The sequence below is a fragment of the Chitinophaga oryziterrae genome, from assembly GCF_009758125.1.
GTDB classification, from domain to species: domain Bacteria; phylum Bacteroidota; class Bacteroidia; order Chitinophagales; family Chitinophagaceae; genus Chitinophaga; species Chitinophaga oryziterrae.
Genome location: NZ_WRXO01000005.1, coordinates 163,688 through 182,076, shown reverse-complemented (window position 1 = coordinate 182,076; position 18,389 = coordinate 163,688). Strand labels below are relative to the sequence as shown.

Below are 18,389 nucleotides of genomic sequence, written 5' to 3'. Positions count from 1 at the left end.
ATCTTTCGTTACTCCAATTCCACAATTACATTCCATGTCTGCAATCTTACACCAGATCAATGATGGCATTGCCACGATTACACTCAATCGCCCCGAAGTTTACAACGCATTTAATGACGCCCAGAGTTACGAACTTCAGGATGCTCTAAAACAGGCAGAAAAAGACCCTGCGGTAAGAGTAGTGATACTCACCGGCGCCGGAAAGGCTTTCTGCAGCGGACAGGACCTTAAAGCGTCTATGGAAGCCGGCACCCGTAATCTCAGCGAGTCGTTGCATAAAAGATATAATCCTATTATCAGGGCTATCCGCAATATGCCCAAACCGGTCATCTGCAAACTCAATGGCGTAGCGGCGGGAGCAGGTTGCTCACTGGCGCTGGCCTGCGATATGATTATTGCCAGTGAAACAGCCTCTATGATAGAGATCTTTATCAACATTGCCCTGGTACTGGATTCCGGCTCTTCTTATTTTTTACCACGTACAGTTGGCTATCACAGGGCTTTTGAACTGGCCACAAAGGCGACTAAACTTTCTGCCACAGAAGCACAGCATCTGGGACTGATCAATAAAGTAGTAACGCCCGGAGAACTGGATAGCACAGTACAGGCAGAAGCTGTGTTTTATGCAAATGCTCCTACCAAAGCAATTGCTTTGATGAAGAAAATGCTGACGAAGGGCATGACTGAAAACCTGGATACTGCATTAGACTACGAAGCCTATTGCCAGGAGATAGCAGGGAACACAGAAGATAACGCTGAAGGAGTAAAGGCTTTTATTGAGAAGAGAACAGCCCTTTTCAAAGGCAAATAATCTGAGTTAATAAAAAGAGCGGCCAGGGAATCCCTGGCCGCTCTTTTTATTAACTCAGATTATTTTACAGACCGCTGATCATAATACCAATTGTATATGGCTTGATATCATAAGTGCTGTTGTCTTTAAAGATGGTAGTCAGCGCATAAGTACCGTAGAGAGAGAAGTTACCATAACCAACTCTTGCAGTACCCGCAAAGCGCCATGTATTGAACAGGCTCTTGTTAGCTTCCTTCTCAATAGCCTTAGAGTTATTGATAGTCTGCACTGAACGTGTATGTACATTCACCAGGTTACCCACTTTAATACCTAATCCTACTTTGAAGCCTTTATTTGCATTTTCCGGTACCTGACGGTAACGTATTTCCAAAGGCAGTTCAATGTAGTTCATGGCTAATTTGAACTTCTTATAAGTCGTAGACGACGTGAAAGCCGGAGAAGTAGTTACAGCAGTAAGATTAATAACCTGATCATTGAGATATATCCCCGTTGAACTGACACCTAAACCTGCTGCCAGGCTGAAATTAGTGTTCTGCAAAGGAATGTCGTACATAAAAGCAAGGTTAAATTCACGGTTAAACCCGGATTTAATATTACTCGCTCCTGTGCCATTCAAACCAACATAACCCAGCTGGATCACCAAAAAGTCCTTGGAATGTTGCGTCGCTTTCATTGCCTTACCGGCAACCGCATCACCTGCACTCTGTGCAAAAATACCATAGGAGACAAGCAGCATTCCCAGCGTAAAGAATATTTTCTTCATGTTTAAGTATAAAGTCTTGAAAAAGAATATTAGGCAAATTTAATGGAATAGGAATAAAATAAAGGGTTAAAATATTGCAAAAATATTATTTGCCCTTCCCTCTATCTGTAGATGTACATATATTATCTCTGTTTAACCGTATTTAACTGAACAGATATAAAACATCTTCTTTAGTAAGCTTCTTCACAAAACCGCTGTCGTCCGCAATAATCTCTTTTACCAGAGACTTCTTACGTTCCTGCAATTCCAGTATTTTTTCCTCTACTGTGTCTTTACAGATCATACGGTAAGCGAAGATGTTCTTCGTTTGTCCAATACGGTGTGTACGGTCAATAGCCTGTTGCTCTACCGCCGGATTCCACCATGGGTCCACGATATAAACATAATCTGCTGCGGTAAGGTTCAAACCTACACCACCGGCTTTTAAAGATATCAGGAACACACGGCATTCCTCGTTATTCTGAAAATTCTGAATGGCCTTTTCCCTGTCTGTAGCGGAAGTACTGCCATCAAAATATTCGAACTCGATTTTCATATGCTGCAGCTTCTCACGGATCAGCCCCAGCATACCCAGGAACTGTGAAAAGATCAGCACCTTATGGTTACTGATGTTCTCAGACATCTCACGGGTAAGTTCATGCAGCTTCACAGAATGGTTCGGATACTTCTCCGTATCATTCAGAATAGCCGGGGAATCACAGATCTGACGCAGCTTCATCAGCCCCTGCAAGATGGTCAGCTGAGAGCGTTCCATCCCCTGATCTTCTATCACACCCAGGATCTTGGAACGATAAGAGTTACGGTAAGCGTCGTAAATATGGCGCTGTTCCGTATCCATTTCACAGAAGATCACGGTTTCAATCTTCTCTGGCAGGTCTTTCGCCACCTGCTCTTTAGTACGTCTTAATATGAAAGGGTAGATAAGTTTACGCAGATGATCTTTACGTTCTTCATCCTGGAACTTATCGATAGGCGTGGCAAACTCATTACGGAAGAAGTCTACACTGCCCAGCATTCCCGGATTCAGGAAGTTCATCTGTGCATATATATCAAAGGTATTATTCTGCATGGGGGTACCGCTCAACGCCAGCTTATTACGGGTGTTCAGCAGTTGCGCCGCTTTGGTCACCTTGCTCTGCGGATTCTTGATAGCCTGCGATTCATCCAGTACTACATAGTCCAGCGGCATCTTCATAAGCGTAGTGATATCACTGCGTAAGGTACCATAGGTGGTGATGAGGATATCAAACTGTTGCAGGTCTTCCGCATTCTTCATTCTCGCCGGACCATGATGTATATGATACCTCATCGTAGGCGTGAACTTCTTGATTTCATTCTCCCAGTTATAGATCAATGTCGTAGGACAAACCACCAGTGCCAGACATTTATCATCATGCATATTTTTATAATGCTGGATAAATGTAAGCGCCTGAATGGTCTTACCAAGACCCATATCATCTGCCAGAATCCCGCCCCATTTCACTTCGTCCAGGTAGTTGAGCCACTGGAACCCGCTTTCCTGGTAAGGACGCAGGGTAGCGTGCATATTGGTAGGCAGGTCTATATTCCGGATCTCGTCAAACTGTAAGAGCTTCCGGCGTTTCTGCTCCAGCTCTATCAGGATGGCTTCATCATCTATGAATTCAAACAGTTCATCAATTACGCTGAAGTTATACTTACTCAGTTTCAGCGCTCCCTTATCTTTCTCTTCGCCTATCTTAAATAACAGCGAATATTTCTTCAGCCATTCCTCCGGCAGCAGCCCCAGCGAACCATCCGCCAGTTGAACATAGTTCTGTTTGCTGGCCAGTGCGGCCTTAATATCCCGGATACTTACCTTCTGATCTCCATACACTACCTCGATCTTAGCATCAAACCAGTCTATACCGGAGCTGATCTGTAGGTTAGTGACCGGCTTATGTGCACTGAACTTGAAGTTTTTAAGTCCTTCAAATCCAAATACCCGCACATTCATTTCCTTCAGGGCATCGAAGAACAGGAAGAACCAGTTGTTCTTCAGCGCTTCTTTTGCACGCAGGAAAAAGTAATTATGTGTATTAGGCTGAGAGAAGTTGGTGTGCAGTGTACTGAGCTTTTCAACAAACTCCCGCTCTGCGCTTTTGTTACGATGAATGATCAGTACCTTATTCCCTTCCTGCACGGTGATCCGGGCATCGCTGTTCCAGTCTACTTCCTGTCCGTGGTAGGCAAAACCGGGCTGGATAACGAATGTTTCTCCCACTTCCCGCAGGAACACCCGGTATTCAGGCACCACATCATCCACTTCTGCCAGCAGGGAATTATCGAATTCAATGTTATACTGCTTACTTAACGGCAGCAGGTAATCCTGCAAATACGTACTAAACTGATCGGCCGGGATCTTTACCCGTCCTGTTTCACGGAACAGTTCCACATGCAGGGCATCCTGTGGGTTCTCAAAAAGGTACAATACCTGTCCTTTCAGGAACAGGATAGAGCTGTCCCATTCATTATCCGCCACATTCACCATTTCACCTTCTATAGAAACATGACAGGTGATCTCCACAAAATCGGGGGAGGAATGTGTTTTAAAGATGGGCTGCAGTCTTTCTCCGGATAAACTAACCGGCAACAGGCTCTTTGTTTTAAAAGGCTGACGGTTGGGCAGGAGGAACAATAACCCATGAGCGGCAATCTGCGGAAACAGCTTCGCCAGTTTGGGGTGAAGGTATTCCAGCATCAGTTCCTTTGTTTCCGTAGGGAGGGCTGATTCATTTTCGTCATGTGTAATATTCTCCCAGATACCCGCAAAAGGGGAATTCTTACTGAGGAACTTGCTCACTTCCATGCCCTGTACCTTACGGATAGGTGTTATCAGGTCACGGTCTATCTCTTTATATTGATAAAAATCAACGTATTTGGTAAGATCAAGCTTGTTTACCAGCGATACAAACCCTGTTTGATCTTCATTTACTTCCCCGCTTACCAGGTCTATCCTGAAGAATGGGTACAAAGGTTCGTTGCCGTTAAACACCACACCCACACGTTGGGTAATAACAGCGGCCACATCTGGTGGCGGAGGAGCCACCGGCTGCCGGTTACCGCTTCCCAGGCCGTCTACTCTCTTGATGCTCGAATCAAGCACCCGCAGGAAGGGTTTTCCTTCCAGGTAAGAAAAGGTGAACTTGCCTTCCAGGTTATCCTCTAAAGAATAACCATATAATGCCAATAACTTATTCTTTTCCTTATCCCAGTTCCTGAGCGTATCAAAATAGTAAGGCCCCTGCTTATTCAGCAGGTACAGGAACAGGGCGGTTTTATGTTTGCAGATGGCAAATTCCGTTTCGTCACAGGTACAATGTGTATCAAAGTGTCTTTCCTCGTTCCGCTGTAGGATCATGGGGAACTCTGCACCATCTGCTTTAAGTACCGCCTCTACTTTTTCGTCCTTGGCAGAAATGATTTTAATCGCACGGGCCTGCTTGGCCATTTTTTCGGCCTCTGCAAAAATGTCGTTATTGGTAAGCAGTTTTAATGCTTTGATATCTATAAACTTCATTTTCACCAGCGTATGCTGCTGGTTGTACTTTGTTTCATAGCTATCGAAATGATTTTTATCCAGCATTTCCTGTAGCTGGAACATTGCAGCGGCCTCATGCCGGCAGATATCTCCCAGGTTGTAAGGACACTGGCAACGGACATTCATACTGCCCGTATCATGGTATTTATTAATGGAAACCCTATAGTAATTGGCGTGTGTATCGCTTTTAACCCGGAAAGTGGCTGACTTTAAAACCGGGTCTGCCTCAATCAGTTCTACACCGCCAGCTGCGTATATACGTTTCCCCCTACGGATTACCTCATCGGTTCCGTTATTATAAACATATTTGAGCAACTGGGGCAGCGACATAGTTCAAAAATCTGCCTACTTTTTTTAACCAGCAGGGTTAAAAAACTAAAATATTTAGCAGCTGGTGAAAAGGCAATTCACAAAAGTAAGCAGAAAAAACCTAAAAAGCTAAAAGCTGAAGGCTTTATACAGAACGCTATCCCGCTATTACCAACTCTCCGTTTCTGAATATGGGTAAAACGTTAGCACCATCAGGGGAAAGACAGTAACGGATATCCTTTTCCAATCCGTAATTAGCCAGCCGCTTAAAGTGGGAAGCCTGTGTCATAAAACCAAAAATATCGTCTTTGGAAGTATTAAATACAGACTCTGCCATAATTGCGGAGTCACAATTGACAGAAAAGTGCTCTTTTATACGGCTCACTACGGCGCCGGCAAAAAGGGTATCCTCCAGGTTTGCACGATCTTTCCAGGCGGCACAACCCAGGATCACCGGCAACTTTTGCGCTACCAGGTAATCACATACGGCAGAAATATTAGGAAAGGAACCGGTTACGATCTGTATGGCATCTTTAGCCATGTGCAGTAATTTGGTGCCATTTGTAGTCGTCAGCACCAGTGTTTTGTCCTGGATGAACTCCCTCGAATACTCAAAAGGAGAGTTCCCGTTTAATAAGCCCTCAGCAATCATTCCATCCCGTTCACCGGCAGTAATAGCTCCCAGTTGTTTGCCAATACTCACACATTCTGCCACCGATGATACCGGTATTACTTTGGTTGCTCCATTGTGTAAGGCTGTACAGATAGTAGAAGTTGCCCTTAACACATCAATAATCACCACTATATAATTCTTCACATCATACAAGTGCAGCAATGCTGGTGATAAACATACCTCTAAAGAGGGTTTTGCCTGTTCTGTCATTCTCTCTTAAGTTGCAGGACCTGCCTCCGGCAGGCCCTGTAGCTGTTAATCTAATATCACTCTCCACTTTTCACTCTCCGCGTAATCTTTTATTACACTATTCCGTAGTTGCAGCAGGCGGGTCATATACCGCTGGAGGTAAAACCTTTCCAGCAGTTTACCCAGCTTGCCATACGGTGTACCAAATTCAAAAATATCAATGGCTACGGTACCGTTTTCTATCTGCTTAAAATGATGCTCATGCTTCATAAAGGTAAAATCCCCTTCTACCATCTCATCGCAGAAATAGTCTTTAGGACGCATTTCTGTTACACGGGTAGTCAGTTGCCTTACCTTTCCCAGGTGTTTGGCACGCCAGGTAACCGTTTCATCCAACTCTATCAGCCCGTTCGTACGGCCCTTTATTGCTTCCTCCTGCAGGTGCAGCATGCTGCGCTTATGCAGGGTAATGCTCCGGCTCAGGTCAAAGACCCTTTCCATTGGAGCATGAATCAAAGTAGTTATATGAATTGTAGGCATAGCGGATATGGTTTTTCAGCAAATAAAGCTAACGATTATAGCTCCCTTTTTATTATGTTCTTATTAACTTAAAAAAGGAACTTTTACTACCTTGGCCTTCAACAACTTATCTCTCACCGCAATAAAGATTTCGGAGTCCTGGGCAGCAAATGCAGTCTTCACATAACCTAAACCTATCGCTTTTTGCAAGGAGGGCGACTGTGTTCCGGATGTTACGCGGCCAATTACCTGCCCTTCTGCATCCTTGATTTCATAGTCATGACGGGGAATTCCCTTATCTATCATCTCAAAACCTACCAGCTTATTCTGTAAACCGGCAGCTTTCTGCGCCTCAAATATACTACGGGAAGTGAAGTCTTTTGTAAATTTTGTAATCCAGCCCAAACCAGCTTCCAGAGGAGAGGTGGTATCATCGATATCATTACCGTACAGGCAGAAACCCATTTCCAGGCGCAGGGTATCACGGGCCCCCAGTCCGATTGGCTTCAGTCCCTTTGGTCCGCCGGTTTCAAATATAGCATCCCAGATCTTATCCGCAGCGCCATCCTTATCTTCGAAATAAATTTCAATACCACCTGCACCGGTATAACCCGTAGCACTGATCAATACATTAGGCACACCTGCAAACACACCTTTTGCGAAAGTATAATACTTCAGGTTTACCAGTTCAATATCCGTTAACGGCTGCAGCATACCGGAGGCGTTAGGCCCCTGTATTGCCAGCAGGCAGGTCTTTTCGGAAATATTGTGCATCTCCGCTCCCCTGGTATTGTGCTGGCTGATCCAGTTCCAGTCTTTCTCAATATTGCTGGCATTTACTACCAGCATATAAGTCTTGTTTTCTTCAATACAATACACCAGCAGGTCGTCCACAATACCACCCTTTTCATTAGGCAGACAGCTGTATTGTGCTTTACCAGCCGTCAGTTTGGAAGCATCGTTGCTCGTAACACGCTGAATCAGGTCCAGTGCGTTCTCTCCTTTTAGTATAAACTCACCCATGTGACTTACATCAAAAACCCCTGCATTATTACGTACTGCCAGGTGTTCATCATTAATGCCAGTATAGGATATTGGCATATTATAGCCCGCAAAAGCAGCCATTTTAGCGCCCAGCGCTATGTGTTTGTGTGTAAAAGGTGTGTTCTTCATAAATATTTAATGATCGGTTTCTTGTTTTGGGTATGTTTTAAAGTTCAGATTCTGTTTTAGCCCCGCAAAAATAGGGCGATTTTCTAAATTCGGGCTGAAATCGTGATTTTGGTGCAATAATTGCCTTCGTGTCCCAGTCAATAATCCATAGTACATAGAAGTAAACTACATTTGCACTGAACTTCAAAGGCTTAACACCTGTTCTTGTTTATTGACAACCGTCGACAGACTCCTTAAAAAACAACAACTGTGAAGCACATCATTTGGCTATTCGCACTCTTATTGCCCTTTACACAATCAAACGCCCAAAAAAAGGCTGACCGTAAAACATTGGGAAACCTTCAGGCCAGCATCACCTATTTAACAAGCGACATACTGGAAGGCCGCCGTACCGGCACCCGCGGAGAACAACTGGCCGTAGCGTATATCGCCGATCAGATGAAACAGGCAGGACTAACACCCAAAGGTAATGACGGTTACCTGCAGACATTTCCTGTAAGCGAAAACAGGACCATTGGAGAAAAAAGTCTGCTCACCATCAATATCTCTAATCTCACTGCTGGTGACGAATTCATTCCGCTCCCTTTCAGTGCGGAAAAAAGCGTGAAAGGCGATGTAATACCGGATGTAAATGAACCGGATAATATATGGCTGATCAATGTGAAGGAATTTGAGATAAACCCTCATGCCACACCGGTTGACGTCTACCGTCAGTATGCCCGTGAAGCTGCTAAATCCAGCGCTACAGGCGTGGTGTTCTATAATGGTACAGAAAGCCCGGAAGAAGTAAAGAAGTGGCTAGCTACTCCCTCCGAACCATTGACCATTCCGGCAGTATGGATCAACAGCAAAATAAGTAAATCCCTCTCTACTACAGAAGATAGTCATATCAATATACGCGTAGCCTTCGGTAGCTTCAAACGTACCGGTACTAACGTAGTCGGATATATAGATAATAAAGCACCCGCCACTGTGGTGATAGGTGCACACTTTGATCATCTCGGTTATGGGGAAGATCATAATTCCCTGACACCTGAACTGAAAGTCGTACATCATGGCGCAGATGATAATGCCAGTGGCATAGCCGCCTTGCTGGAACTGGCCAAACAACTTAAAGGTTCCCGCCTTAATAAGTACAACTACCTCTTTGTTGCTTTCTCCGGCGAAGAACTGGGACTGTTTGGTTCCAAATACTTTACAGAACATAGCACAGTGGACCCTGCCACTTTCGACTACATGATAAATATGGATATGGTAGGCCGCCTGGATGAAACCAAAGGTTTGCAGGTAGGCGGAATAGGTACATCTCCCGACTGGCCGGCATTGCTGCCACAAACCGCGCCGGCAGGTTTGCATCTTACCTACGATTCATCGGGCGTTGGGCCATCCGATCATACTTCTTTCTATCGTAAAAATATACCGGTATTATTTTTCTTTACCGGTACCCATAGCGATTACCACAAACCTTCAGATGAAGCGGACAAGATTAATTATGAGGGAGAAGTAAAGGTGATCAGGATGATATATACTGTTGTTGAGAAAACCAATGGCATGGATAAACTGGTGTTCACCAAAACCCGTGAACTGCAAACAGGTAGCAGCGCACACTTCACCGTTACATTGGGTATCATGCCGGATTATACTTTCCAGAAAGCAGGAGTAAGGGTAGATGCAGTGTCTGATGGCAAGCCTGCCCAGAAAGCAGGACTGGCGATCAACGATGTGATCGTACAATTGGGAAAACAAAAAATCGCTACCCTGGAAGAATATATGCAGGCCCTTTCCTCTTTTAAAAAAGGGGATACCACCACCGTAAAGATCAGGAGAGGAGAAGCCGAAAAAGTATTTAATATCCAGTTTTAGCAGCCACAACACTTTTTTTAATACCTTGCAGCTTTATAACATAAATTTATCATGCGTAGTATTCTCATTTTATTAACAAGCACCCTGCTTTTTTCATGTAATCAGTCAGGTGAGCGGGATAGTACCAACAGGGCGGCTTACGATATAATCACAGAGAAGAGCTACGTAACCCGGAATATCAAACCTGGCAATCCTGATGATTCTGTGTTCCAACGCAAACAGCAAATGGAGAACTATCTTCAGCGCCATGGCTTCACCAAACATATTGCAGCTAAAGACAGCCTGCTGTTTCACAGGACCAATGCACAGGAAGTACTGATAGATTTACCTGCTCCGCAGGATGCCTGGGGCGCTAATACCATTATCGTATTCGATCCTGCAAAAAATCCGCTCTTTATCAATCTCCATAAGGATACCACACAGGTAGAACATTATATAAAATAAGCGGTTGGAACCAAAACAAAACATAAGACTTTGTGTGGATGCGGTTGTGTTTGGCTACACGGCGAAAGAAAGTATCTCCGTACTGCTCATCAAGCGTACCATTCCTCCTTTTATGCACCGCTGGGCATTGCCAGGTGGTTTTGTGCTGGATGGTGAAACCCTGGAAGAAGCCGTAACAAGGGAACTGCATACAGAAGCCGGTGTACATATCAACTACCTGGAACAGCTGTATACCTTTGGCCGGCCGGAACGGGACCCACGTGGCAGAGTAGTGTCTGTGGCTTACTTTGGACTGGTAAACCCTACTAACTTTAAACTGGCGGCCAGCTCTGATGCGGAAGATGCCCGCTGGTTTGATATCAAGAAATTGCCGGACCTCGCCTTCGACCATGCAGAAGTAGTGGAAACCGCCGTAAAACGCCTGCGTACCAAGATAAGATATGAGCCTTTAGGCTTTGAGCTGCTGGATCAGAAGTTCCCTATTTCTGACCTGGAAAAGTTATACGAAACAGTATTAGACCGTCCCATTGACCGGCGGAATTTCCAGAAAAAAATGAATCATTTCGGAATTCTGATGGGGCATAATGAGAAACAGAAACATCCGTCGGCAGGCCGTCCGGCTAAATTGTACAGCTTTAATGAAGAGCAGTATTTTAAGCTCAAACAGGAAGGCATCATCTTCGAAATATAACTATTTATTGACAGGCTCCTATTGGAGCCTTTTTTATTTTTACCGCTCAATTCCCTCAAATTCAATTATTTGTTTTTATTTGTGTAAATTTTACAAGATTTATTTTGTCTATGTGTTATAACTTATTACATTTGTGTCATAAATACGCAAACTAATTCATCCCATGCTAACAAATAAGCCGACAGCAGTCATCATAGCAAGGTTTCAGACACCGGCCCTTCATGAGGGACACCTTTCACTGATCCGCCAGGTGAAACAAAAACATAACCGGCTGATCATTGTTTTAGGAGTAAGCCCGGTAAAGGGTAGTCGTAAAAATCCGCTGGACTATTACACCCGTGAACGGATGCTCAAACAACTGTTTTCAGATATCATCATATTACCACTCAGTGATCAGGCAATAGATAAAATATGGTCTCAGAAACTGGATGATCTGCTATCCAATAACTTCCCGCAGGAAACATTTGTGCTGTATGGCAGCCGCGATAGTTTCATCCCTTCTTACACCGGCCGTTACAACACAGAGGCATTACCTCCTGTGCAGGACTTTAACGCTACAGCACAAAGGGAAGCGATCTCTGATAAAGTATTCGATACAGAAGAGTTTCGTGCAGGTGTGATCTATAACACTTACAACCTGTTCCCCAAAGTTTATCCTACAGTAGATATCGCCCTGTTCCGGCAGAACCGCCGTCAACTGTTATTGGGCCGCAAGCCGAATGAAATAGCCTGGAGATTACCGGGTGGTTTTGCAGACCCTACAGATAACAGTTTCGAAATGGCTGCCCGCCGTGAACTACGTGAAGAATGCGGAGAAGTGGAAGCCGGCCCTATGCAGTTTGAATTATCGCTGCTGATGGACGACTGGCGCTATCGCGCTGAAGTAGATAAGATCATCACTACACTCTTCAGTACGGACCTTCTCTTCGGAGAACCTGCAGCAGCAGATGATCTTGCCGCTATGAGATGGATAAATGTAAACGAGATCACCCAACTCATTGCTCAAGGTGAAATAGTGAGCACCCATATACCCCTGCTGGAAAAATTATCCGAAAAATATTCTACCAACGATTAAAATAAGGAATCATGACAAAGGAAAACATCATTCTCTTAGCCGACGCTTACAAATATTCTCACCACAAACTGTATATACCAGGCACCGAATATATTTACTCCTACCTGGAAAGCCGCGGCGGTAAGTTTGAAGAAACCGTTTTCTATGGATTACAGTACCTCCTCATGGAATACCTGCAGGGCGCTGTTATTACTAAAGAAAAGATCGATGAAGCAGCAGCTACTTTGCTGGAAGTATTTGGCCGCAACGATATCTTCGACCGTAGTAAATTCGACTATATTATAGAGAAACATGGTGGTCGCTTACCGGTGCGTATCAAAGCAGTACCGGAAGGAACCGTCACATCTGTAAAGAATGTGCTGATGACCATCGAAAATACAGACCCAAACTGTTTCTGGTTAACCAATTTCCTGGAAACCTTACTCATGCAGGTATGGTACCCATGTACTGTAGCTACACTTTCCAGAGAGATCAAAAAGATAGTACACCAGTATTATACAGCTACTGCCAGCGCGGAATCTTTTGCCGGCATCGATTATGTACTGAATGACTTTGGTTTCCGCGGGGCCAGCTCCGTAGAAAGTGCAGGATGGGGCGGTAGCGCCCACCTGATCAACTTTGCCGGCAGCGATACATTAATTGCTTCTACCTACGCGAAACGTTATTATAACGCGCCTGTTGCACCGGGAGTATCTATTCCTGCCACTGAACACTCTATCGTTACATTGCTGGGAGAGGAAGGGGAGCTGGAAATATTCCGTCACGTTCTTGATGCGTTCCCTACAGGTATTATTGCCTGCGTATCTGACTCCTACAATATTCTCCGCGCATGTAAAGATTACTGGGGTACAGCACTGAAACAACAGATCCTGAACCGTAAGGGGACATTGGTAATACGTCCGGACAGCGGCGATGCTGTACAGACATTGCTGAAAGTATTTGAAATACTGATGCAGGAATTTGGATTTACCCTGAATGAGAAAGGGTATAAAGTATTACCTCCGCAGGTACGCGTGATCCAGGGTGATGGTATCAGCTACTCTTCTATTCCCGTTATTTACGAAGCACTGAAGAATGCCGGCATCAGTGCCGAAAACCTTGTGCTGGGCATGGGAGGAGCTTTGCTGCAACGCGTGAATCGCGATACACAGGAATACGCATTGAAATGTTCCTATGCACAGGTAAATGGTAAAGAAATTAACGTACAGAAGAATCCTTTGGAATTAGATGCGAATGGCAATACCCGTGTTTCTTTCAAGAAATCCAAATACGGTAAACAGGTACTGGTAAAGGAAAATGGCGTTTTCAAATCTTATGCTCAAAGCGAAGCACCTCAGTTACCGGACGAGCTGGTAACAGTATTTGAAAATGGAGAGATTAAAAAGCAATACACTTTTGACGAAATAAAGAAAAGAGCTATTCTCTAACTCATTCATCGCCATCATTTGTCCCCCTTTTTTTGTATGCTGTCTCCGGCCTCCCGGCAGACAGCATCTTTTTTTTATTATTTTGTGCAGATGTATATACTAATACCTGGCCGACACCACCTTCTTACAGACTTTCAGTTCAAGTACCTGAACGGGCTTGTACAGCGCAACCTGGAAGGAGAACCGGATATTGAGGGTAACCCCATGTTATCCACTCCTATTACAGCAATAATATTTGCAGTTACTTCTTCCAATCACCTGGGGACAAAGCGTAACCCCGTGCCTTTTTATTTAAGGGCCATGACCATACAGGAGTTTTCCAGTTATTTAGATGTTCCTGTATTTGTATATGGGATTGATGATGTAGGGGTTATTGACAACTTCGCTGGTTACACGTTAAAAACAATTAACCATAACAGTGAAGGTTTTCATAAGCTCACACCCGATAATACTATTGTAATCTGCTCAACTCCTGTAAAGGATATGTATGCAGAACAAGGCTATCGTGTACTACCGGCAGAATGGGATATCAATACCCAGCAATACACACAGGTTTTACCATGGGATATTGTGCAGATGATCGTTAAATCTGATAACTGGAAAAAAGATAAACAGATTTTAGATCTGATGCATCCGGCGGCATTTAAAGTCTGGAGCCAGTATAATGTAGGAGATAAAGTACAGCGCATTTTAAAAGACCCAATTATAGGCGCTGACGGCGACCTTACGGCTACACGGGATTATAATGCCTATGTAAAGCAGATGGATGAAATCGCTGCATTGAAATACCAGGAAACTGCACCTTACATTCAAACCGGCAAAATAGGAGATATTGGCTGTGCTGCTGGTTCCTGGATAAAGACAGGGAGTGAGGATGAGCGTTTGCATGAGTGTGATTTTTATGGAGTGGAAGTTTCCAGGCATTTATTTGATATCTGCCTGCAACGCAAGCATAACGGGGACTTTACGAATCCCTCTGTTTTCTTTTCTCAGAAAAACGCGGTGACCAGCCTGGTATTTGATGCCGGCAGCATGAACACTATTCATACATCCTCTCTTACCCACGAAATAGAATCTTATGGTAGCAGGGCAGATCTTCTTGAATTTATCAATAACCGTTATCAGGAATTAGCCCCTGGCGGAGTATGGATTAACAGGGATGTTGTGGGGCCGGACAATAAAGACGAGATCATATTAATGTGGCTAAACGATACAGACGGAGAGAACGATACAACAGATCTCGACAAACTATCTACACGAGCTTTATTCACACGCTTTGCGCAGGACTTCCGTCATGCAGAAGGATTTCAGCTACCTTATGAATGGGTAACCATACAGGATGAAACCTATTGCCGTTTAAAAATGCAGGACGCTTGTGAGTTCCTGTTTACAAAAGACTATAAAGACAACTGGCTAAGCGAAATGCATGAAACATTCTGTTTCTGGAATTTTGCAGACTGGCAACAGGCGCTGGAAACCGCAGGTTTCAGAGTAGACAAATTATCCAGACATTACCGTAACGAATGGATCGTGAAAAACAGGTTGGAAGGGAAAACAAAATTATTCAATACCTCTCTGGAAGAAATCCCTTTTCCCGTATCTCATATGTTATTACTGGCCAGAAAATAAAGAGGCCGGGGTAGGAATACCCCGGCCATTTACCTAAACCTACAACTGTTACACTGTTAGAGTAACGATTATCTTATAATTAGTTTAAAGTTGCTTCTTCAATTTCCGCAGCATAAGGTGCTACTAAACGCTGACGGATCAAACGTTTGGCAGAAGGCTTATTCATGCCTAAGCGGTTCATCGCGCTATCCACAATTTTATACACCACCGGCACTATGATCAGGGTCAGGAACATGGAGCTCGTCAGACCTCCGATGATTACCCAGGCAAGACCATTTTTGATAGCAGATACACCACCGGTTGCCAATGCAATTGGTAACATCCCGATTACCATCGCAATCGTTGTCATCAGGATTGGGCGGAGACGCGCATGATTCGCATGAATCAGTGCTTCATTGGTACTCATCCCCTGCTCCTTCATCTGGTTAGTAAAATCGACCAGAATGATCGCATTTTTCGCCACAAGTCCTATCAACATAATCATACCCAGGAGGCTGAAGATGTTCAGGGTATTATTGGTAAGTGCCAGTGCCAGTAATGCACCGATAATTGCCAGAGGAATAGAGAACAATACTACCAGCGGGTAAATATAGTTATCATACAATGCTACCATGATCAGGTACACCAGCACGATAGAGATCAGCAATGCTACGCCTATCGTACCAAACGAATCTCCCTGATTTTCCGCATCACCTGCCCAGAGGTAACTGATACCTGCAGGCTTAGGCAGTTCTGCCAGTTTAGCGGCAAACTCCGCCTGCACAGTACCGCTTGGGCGACCTACAACCAGCGATTTCACGGATACCGATGTATTCTTATCCCTTCTTTCCAGCTTACTGGGACCGGAACCTTCTGTGATAGTAGCAAACTGCGACAGCTTAACCAACTGTCCCCCGCTATTTAAAAACTCTATATTGGAAACATCCTCCAGATTCTTCCTGTTAAAGTCGTCGAACCGGATGTTTATATCATATTCATAATCTCCCTGTCTGAATTTTATTTTGGAATCATCGGCAGTACCGTTGAATGCAGTTTGCATGGTTCCACCTACGCCTTCCAGCGTAAGTCCCAGTGCAGACATCTTATCACGGTCCACCTGCACATTGATTTCCGGGTTACCATCTTCTACGGATAACTTCACATCACTTGTACCATCAATTTTTGATAGTATCACCATCGCTTTCTTAGCAAATCCCATTACACTATCCAGTTCAGTACCCATCACAACAAGTTCCACAGGCGCTGTCTGTGCCGTACCCATGATACTCACGTCCATTGTTTTCACCTTCACACCAGGTAAAACTTTGCGGAGTTCTTCTTTGATTTTGGCGCCATAAATATCGGCTCCGTCCAGACGCTCTTTAGGATCTACCAGCATTACCGTGATCTCGGCTTTGTAAGCGGTCGACTGTGATGCACCAAAACCATCCTCACTGGTTTGTCCCACGGTAGTGATTAACCGCGTGATCTCTTTTTTAGTGGCAAGATATTTCTCCGCAGTGCGGGTAGCCTGGTTGGTTTGTTCTACAGATGCATCCTTTGGCATTTCCAGCACAACGATGAACTGCCCGCGGTCACCATTAGGGATGAACTCCCCGCCAATGTATCCTTTACCTACCAGCATGAAAGACAGGAACAACAAGCCTACTGCACCAATCAGCATAATTGCTTTATGATTCAGCGCCCATTTCAGGATGCCGGTCATCCAGTCAGTAAATTTCGATAGTTGCTTTTCAAACCACAGGATGAATTTTTCAAAAAGGTTCTTACCAGTGATATGTTCCAGCTTTCCAAATCTTGACGATAGTAATGGAACGATCATAAAAGAGGCAAGCAAGCTAAGCATTGTAGATATCATCACCACTACGCAGAACTGACGGAGGATCATTGATACCAGTCCGCTTGTCAGCGAGATAGGCAGGAATACCACCACAATTACGAGTGTAATGGAGGTAACGGTAAAGCCTATTTCTTTTACACCATCAAAAGCAGCACGTACACGGTTCTTACCCATTTCCATGTGCCTGTAAATATTCTCCAGTACCACGATCGCATCATCCACCAGGATACCTACCACCAGGGATAAACCCAGCAGGGACATCAGGTTTAGTGAATAGCCCATCAGTTTCATGCCGATAAAAGTTGCGATCAGTGATGCCGGAATTGAGATCATTACGAAGATCGCGTTACGGATACTGTGCAGGAATAATAGCATTACAAAGGCCACGAGTACGATCGCAATAATCAGGTCATGGATTACAGAATCAGCAGATTCCAGTGTAAAGTCGGAAGAGTCGTTCGCGATAAATATTTTCAGTTTGCTGGCAGTATAATCCTTTTCGATGCCGGCAATCGCTTTCTTCATTTCCTCACTCACGGTTACAGCATTGGCATCGTTCTGTTTCTGCACCTGTAAAGCGATAGAACTCATTCCGTCCAAGCGGGCGATACGCTCTGCATCTTTCTGCCCATCCTGTACATCTGCCACATCTTTCAGGCGAACCTGTGTACCATCATCCAGCGTAGTCAGTACCAGATTACGCAACTGATCTACATCTTTATATTTACCTGCCAGACGGATCAGCATCTGCTGATCCAATGTTTTTACCTTACCTGTAGGGAAGTCTAAGTTGGCATTGGTGATGGTCTGACGCAACTGTACAATAGACAGCTTATATGCATCCAGCTTTTTAGGATCTATATTTATCTGGATCTCACGTTCCTGTCCACCGATCAGTGTTACCTGTGCAACACCCGGCAAACGGGAAAGTAATGGTTGTATTTTTTTATCTACCAGATCATAAAATGTTTTGCTATCCATATTAGCGGTAACAGACAAAGTCATAATAGGTAAGTCGTCCAGAGCGAACTTTGTCAATGATGGCGTCTTTGCATCTGTAGGCAGATCAGACAGTACGGAGTTTACCTTACGCTGGGCATCCTGCAGGGCAATATCTACATTTGCATCATTGTTCAATTCTATTGTTACAGTAGATAAACTTTCGGAGGATTTGGAAATGATCTTTTTGATCTTCTCCATGGATGCAACGGCATCTTCAATCTTCTTGGTAATTGTACTCTCTACCTCTTTAGGAGAAGCCCCGGGATATACTGTAGCAATTGTTACTATAGGTGATGTAAATTTTGGCAGCAACTCATAGTTAAGCGATTTATAACTAATGAATCCCATCAGGGTAAGTACGGTAAATACCACTACCACTATGGTCGGCCGCTTTATGGATATTTCAGTGATCTTCATAGTTG

13 protein-coding genes are annotated in these 18,389 nt (G+C 44.3%); 7 read left to right on the top strand and 6 right to left on the bottom strand.

The window, feature by feature from the left end:
- Positions 1 to 34 precede the first annotated feature (34 nt).
- A complete protein-coding gene (locus tag GO495_RS18410) occupies positions 35 to 811 on the top strand; it encodes an enoyl-CoA hydratase-related protein (RefSeq protein WP_157301193.1) in 777 nt (258 codons plus the stop codon).
- A 64-nt stretch (positions 812 to 875) separates the two neighbouring features.
- On the opposite strand, the gene GO495_RS18405 is transcribed toward GO495_RS18410, so the two are convergent.
- The 5 genes from GO495_RS18405 to gcvT form a co-directional block, all read right to left on the bottom strand.
- A complete protein-coding gene (locus tag GO495_RS18405; RefSeq protein WP_157301192.1) occupies positions 876 to 1,574 on the bottom strand; it encodes an outer membrane beta-barrel protein in 699 nt (232 codons plus the stop codon).
- Between the two features lie 142 nt (positions 1,575 to 1,716).
- Positions 1,717 to 5,463: a DEAD/DEAH box helicase gene (locus GO495_RS18400; protein WP_157301191.1), complete on the bottom strand. Its 3,747-nt coding sequence runs from the start codon at positions 5,461 to 5,463 to the stop codon at positions 1,717 to 1,719.
- Between the two features lie 136 nt (positions 5,464 to 5,599).
- Positions 5,600 to 6,325, bottom strand: a complete 726-nt coding sequence (locus GO495_RS18395; protein ID WP_157301190.1) for a 2-phosphosulfolactate phosphatase — start codon at positions 6,323 to 6,325, stop codon at positions 5,600 to 5,602.
- 45 nt (positions 6,326 to 6,370) lie between these two features.
- A complete protein-coding gene (locus GO495_RS18390; protein WP_157301189.1) occupies positions 6,371 to 6,844 on the bottom strand; it encodes an SRPBCC family protein in 474 nt (157 codons plus the stop codon).
- Positions 6,845 to 6,907: 63 nt separating this feature from the next.
- Complete coding sequence (gcvT, locus tag GO495_RS18385) at positions 6,908 to 7,996, bottom strand: glycine cleavage system aminomethyltransferase GcvT (RefSeq protein WP_157301188.1); 1,089 nt, start codon at positions 7,994 to 7,996, stop codon at positions 6,908 to 6,910.
- A 249-nt stretch (positions 7,997 to 8,245) separates the two neighbouring features.
- On the opposite strand from gcvT, the gene GO495_RS18380 reads away from it, so the two are divergent.
- The 6 genes from GO495_RS18380 to GO495_RS18355 all read left to right on the top strand — a co-directional run bounded on the left by GO495_RS18380 (position 8,246) and on the right by GO495_RS18355 (position 15,125).
- Complete coding sequence (locus GO495_RS18380; RefSeq protein ID WP_157301187.1) at positions 8,246 to 9,859, top strand: M20/M25/M40 family metallo-hydrolase; 1,614 nt, start codon at positions 8,246 to 8,248, stop codon at positions 9,857 to 9,859.
- Positions 9,860 to 9,910: 51 nt separating this feature from the next.
- Entirely contained in the window at positions 9,911 to 10,303 is a 393-nt protein-coding gene (locus GO495_RS18375) for a hypothetical protein (RefSeq protein WP_157301186.1), read from the top strand.
- A gap of 4 nt (positions 10,304 to 10,307) precedes the next feature.
- Positions 10,308 to 10,994 (top strand): NUDIX hydrolase, encoded by a 687-nt coding sequence (locus GO495_RS18370; protein WP_157301185.1) that lies wholly within the window; start codon positions 10,308 to 10,310, stop codon positions 10,992 to 10,994.
- Between the two features lie 163 nt (positions 10,995 to 11,157).
- Positions 11,158 to 12,069, top strand: a complete 912-nt coding sequence (locus tag GO495_RS18365) for a pantoate--beta-alanine ligase (RefSeq protein WP_157301184.1) — start codon at positions 11,158 to 11,160, stop codon at positions 12,067 to 12,069.
- Between the two features lie 11 nt (positions 12,070 to 12,080).
- On the top strand, positions 12,081 to 13,496 hold the full coding sequence (locus GO495_RS18360; protein ID WP_157301183.1) for a nicotinate phosphoribosyltransferase: 1,416 nt from the start codon (positions 12,081 to 12,083) through the stop codon (positions 13,494 to 13,496).
- A gap of 90 nt (positions 13,497 to 13,586) precedes the next feature.
- Positions 13,587 to 15,125, top strand: coding sequence for a class I SAM-dependent methyltransferase (locus tag GO495_RS18355; RefSeq protein WP_157301182.1), 1,539 nt, complete (start codon positions 13,587 to 13,589; stop codon positions 15,123 to 15,125).
- A gap of 79 nt (positions 15,126 to 15,204) precedes the next feature.
- On the opposite strand, the gene GO495_RS18350 is transcribed toward GO495_RS18355, so the two are convergent.
- Positions 15,205 to 18,384 carry an efflux RND transporter permease subunit gene (locus tag GO495_RS18350; RefSeq protein WP_157301181.1) on the bottom strand — a complete coding sequence of 1,060 codons (3,180 nt, stop codon included), beginning with the start codon at positions 18,382 to 18,384 and terminating at the stop codon, positions 15,205 to 15,207.
- Positions 18,385 to 18,389 lie beyond the last annotated feature (5 nt).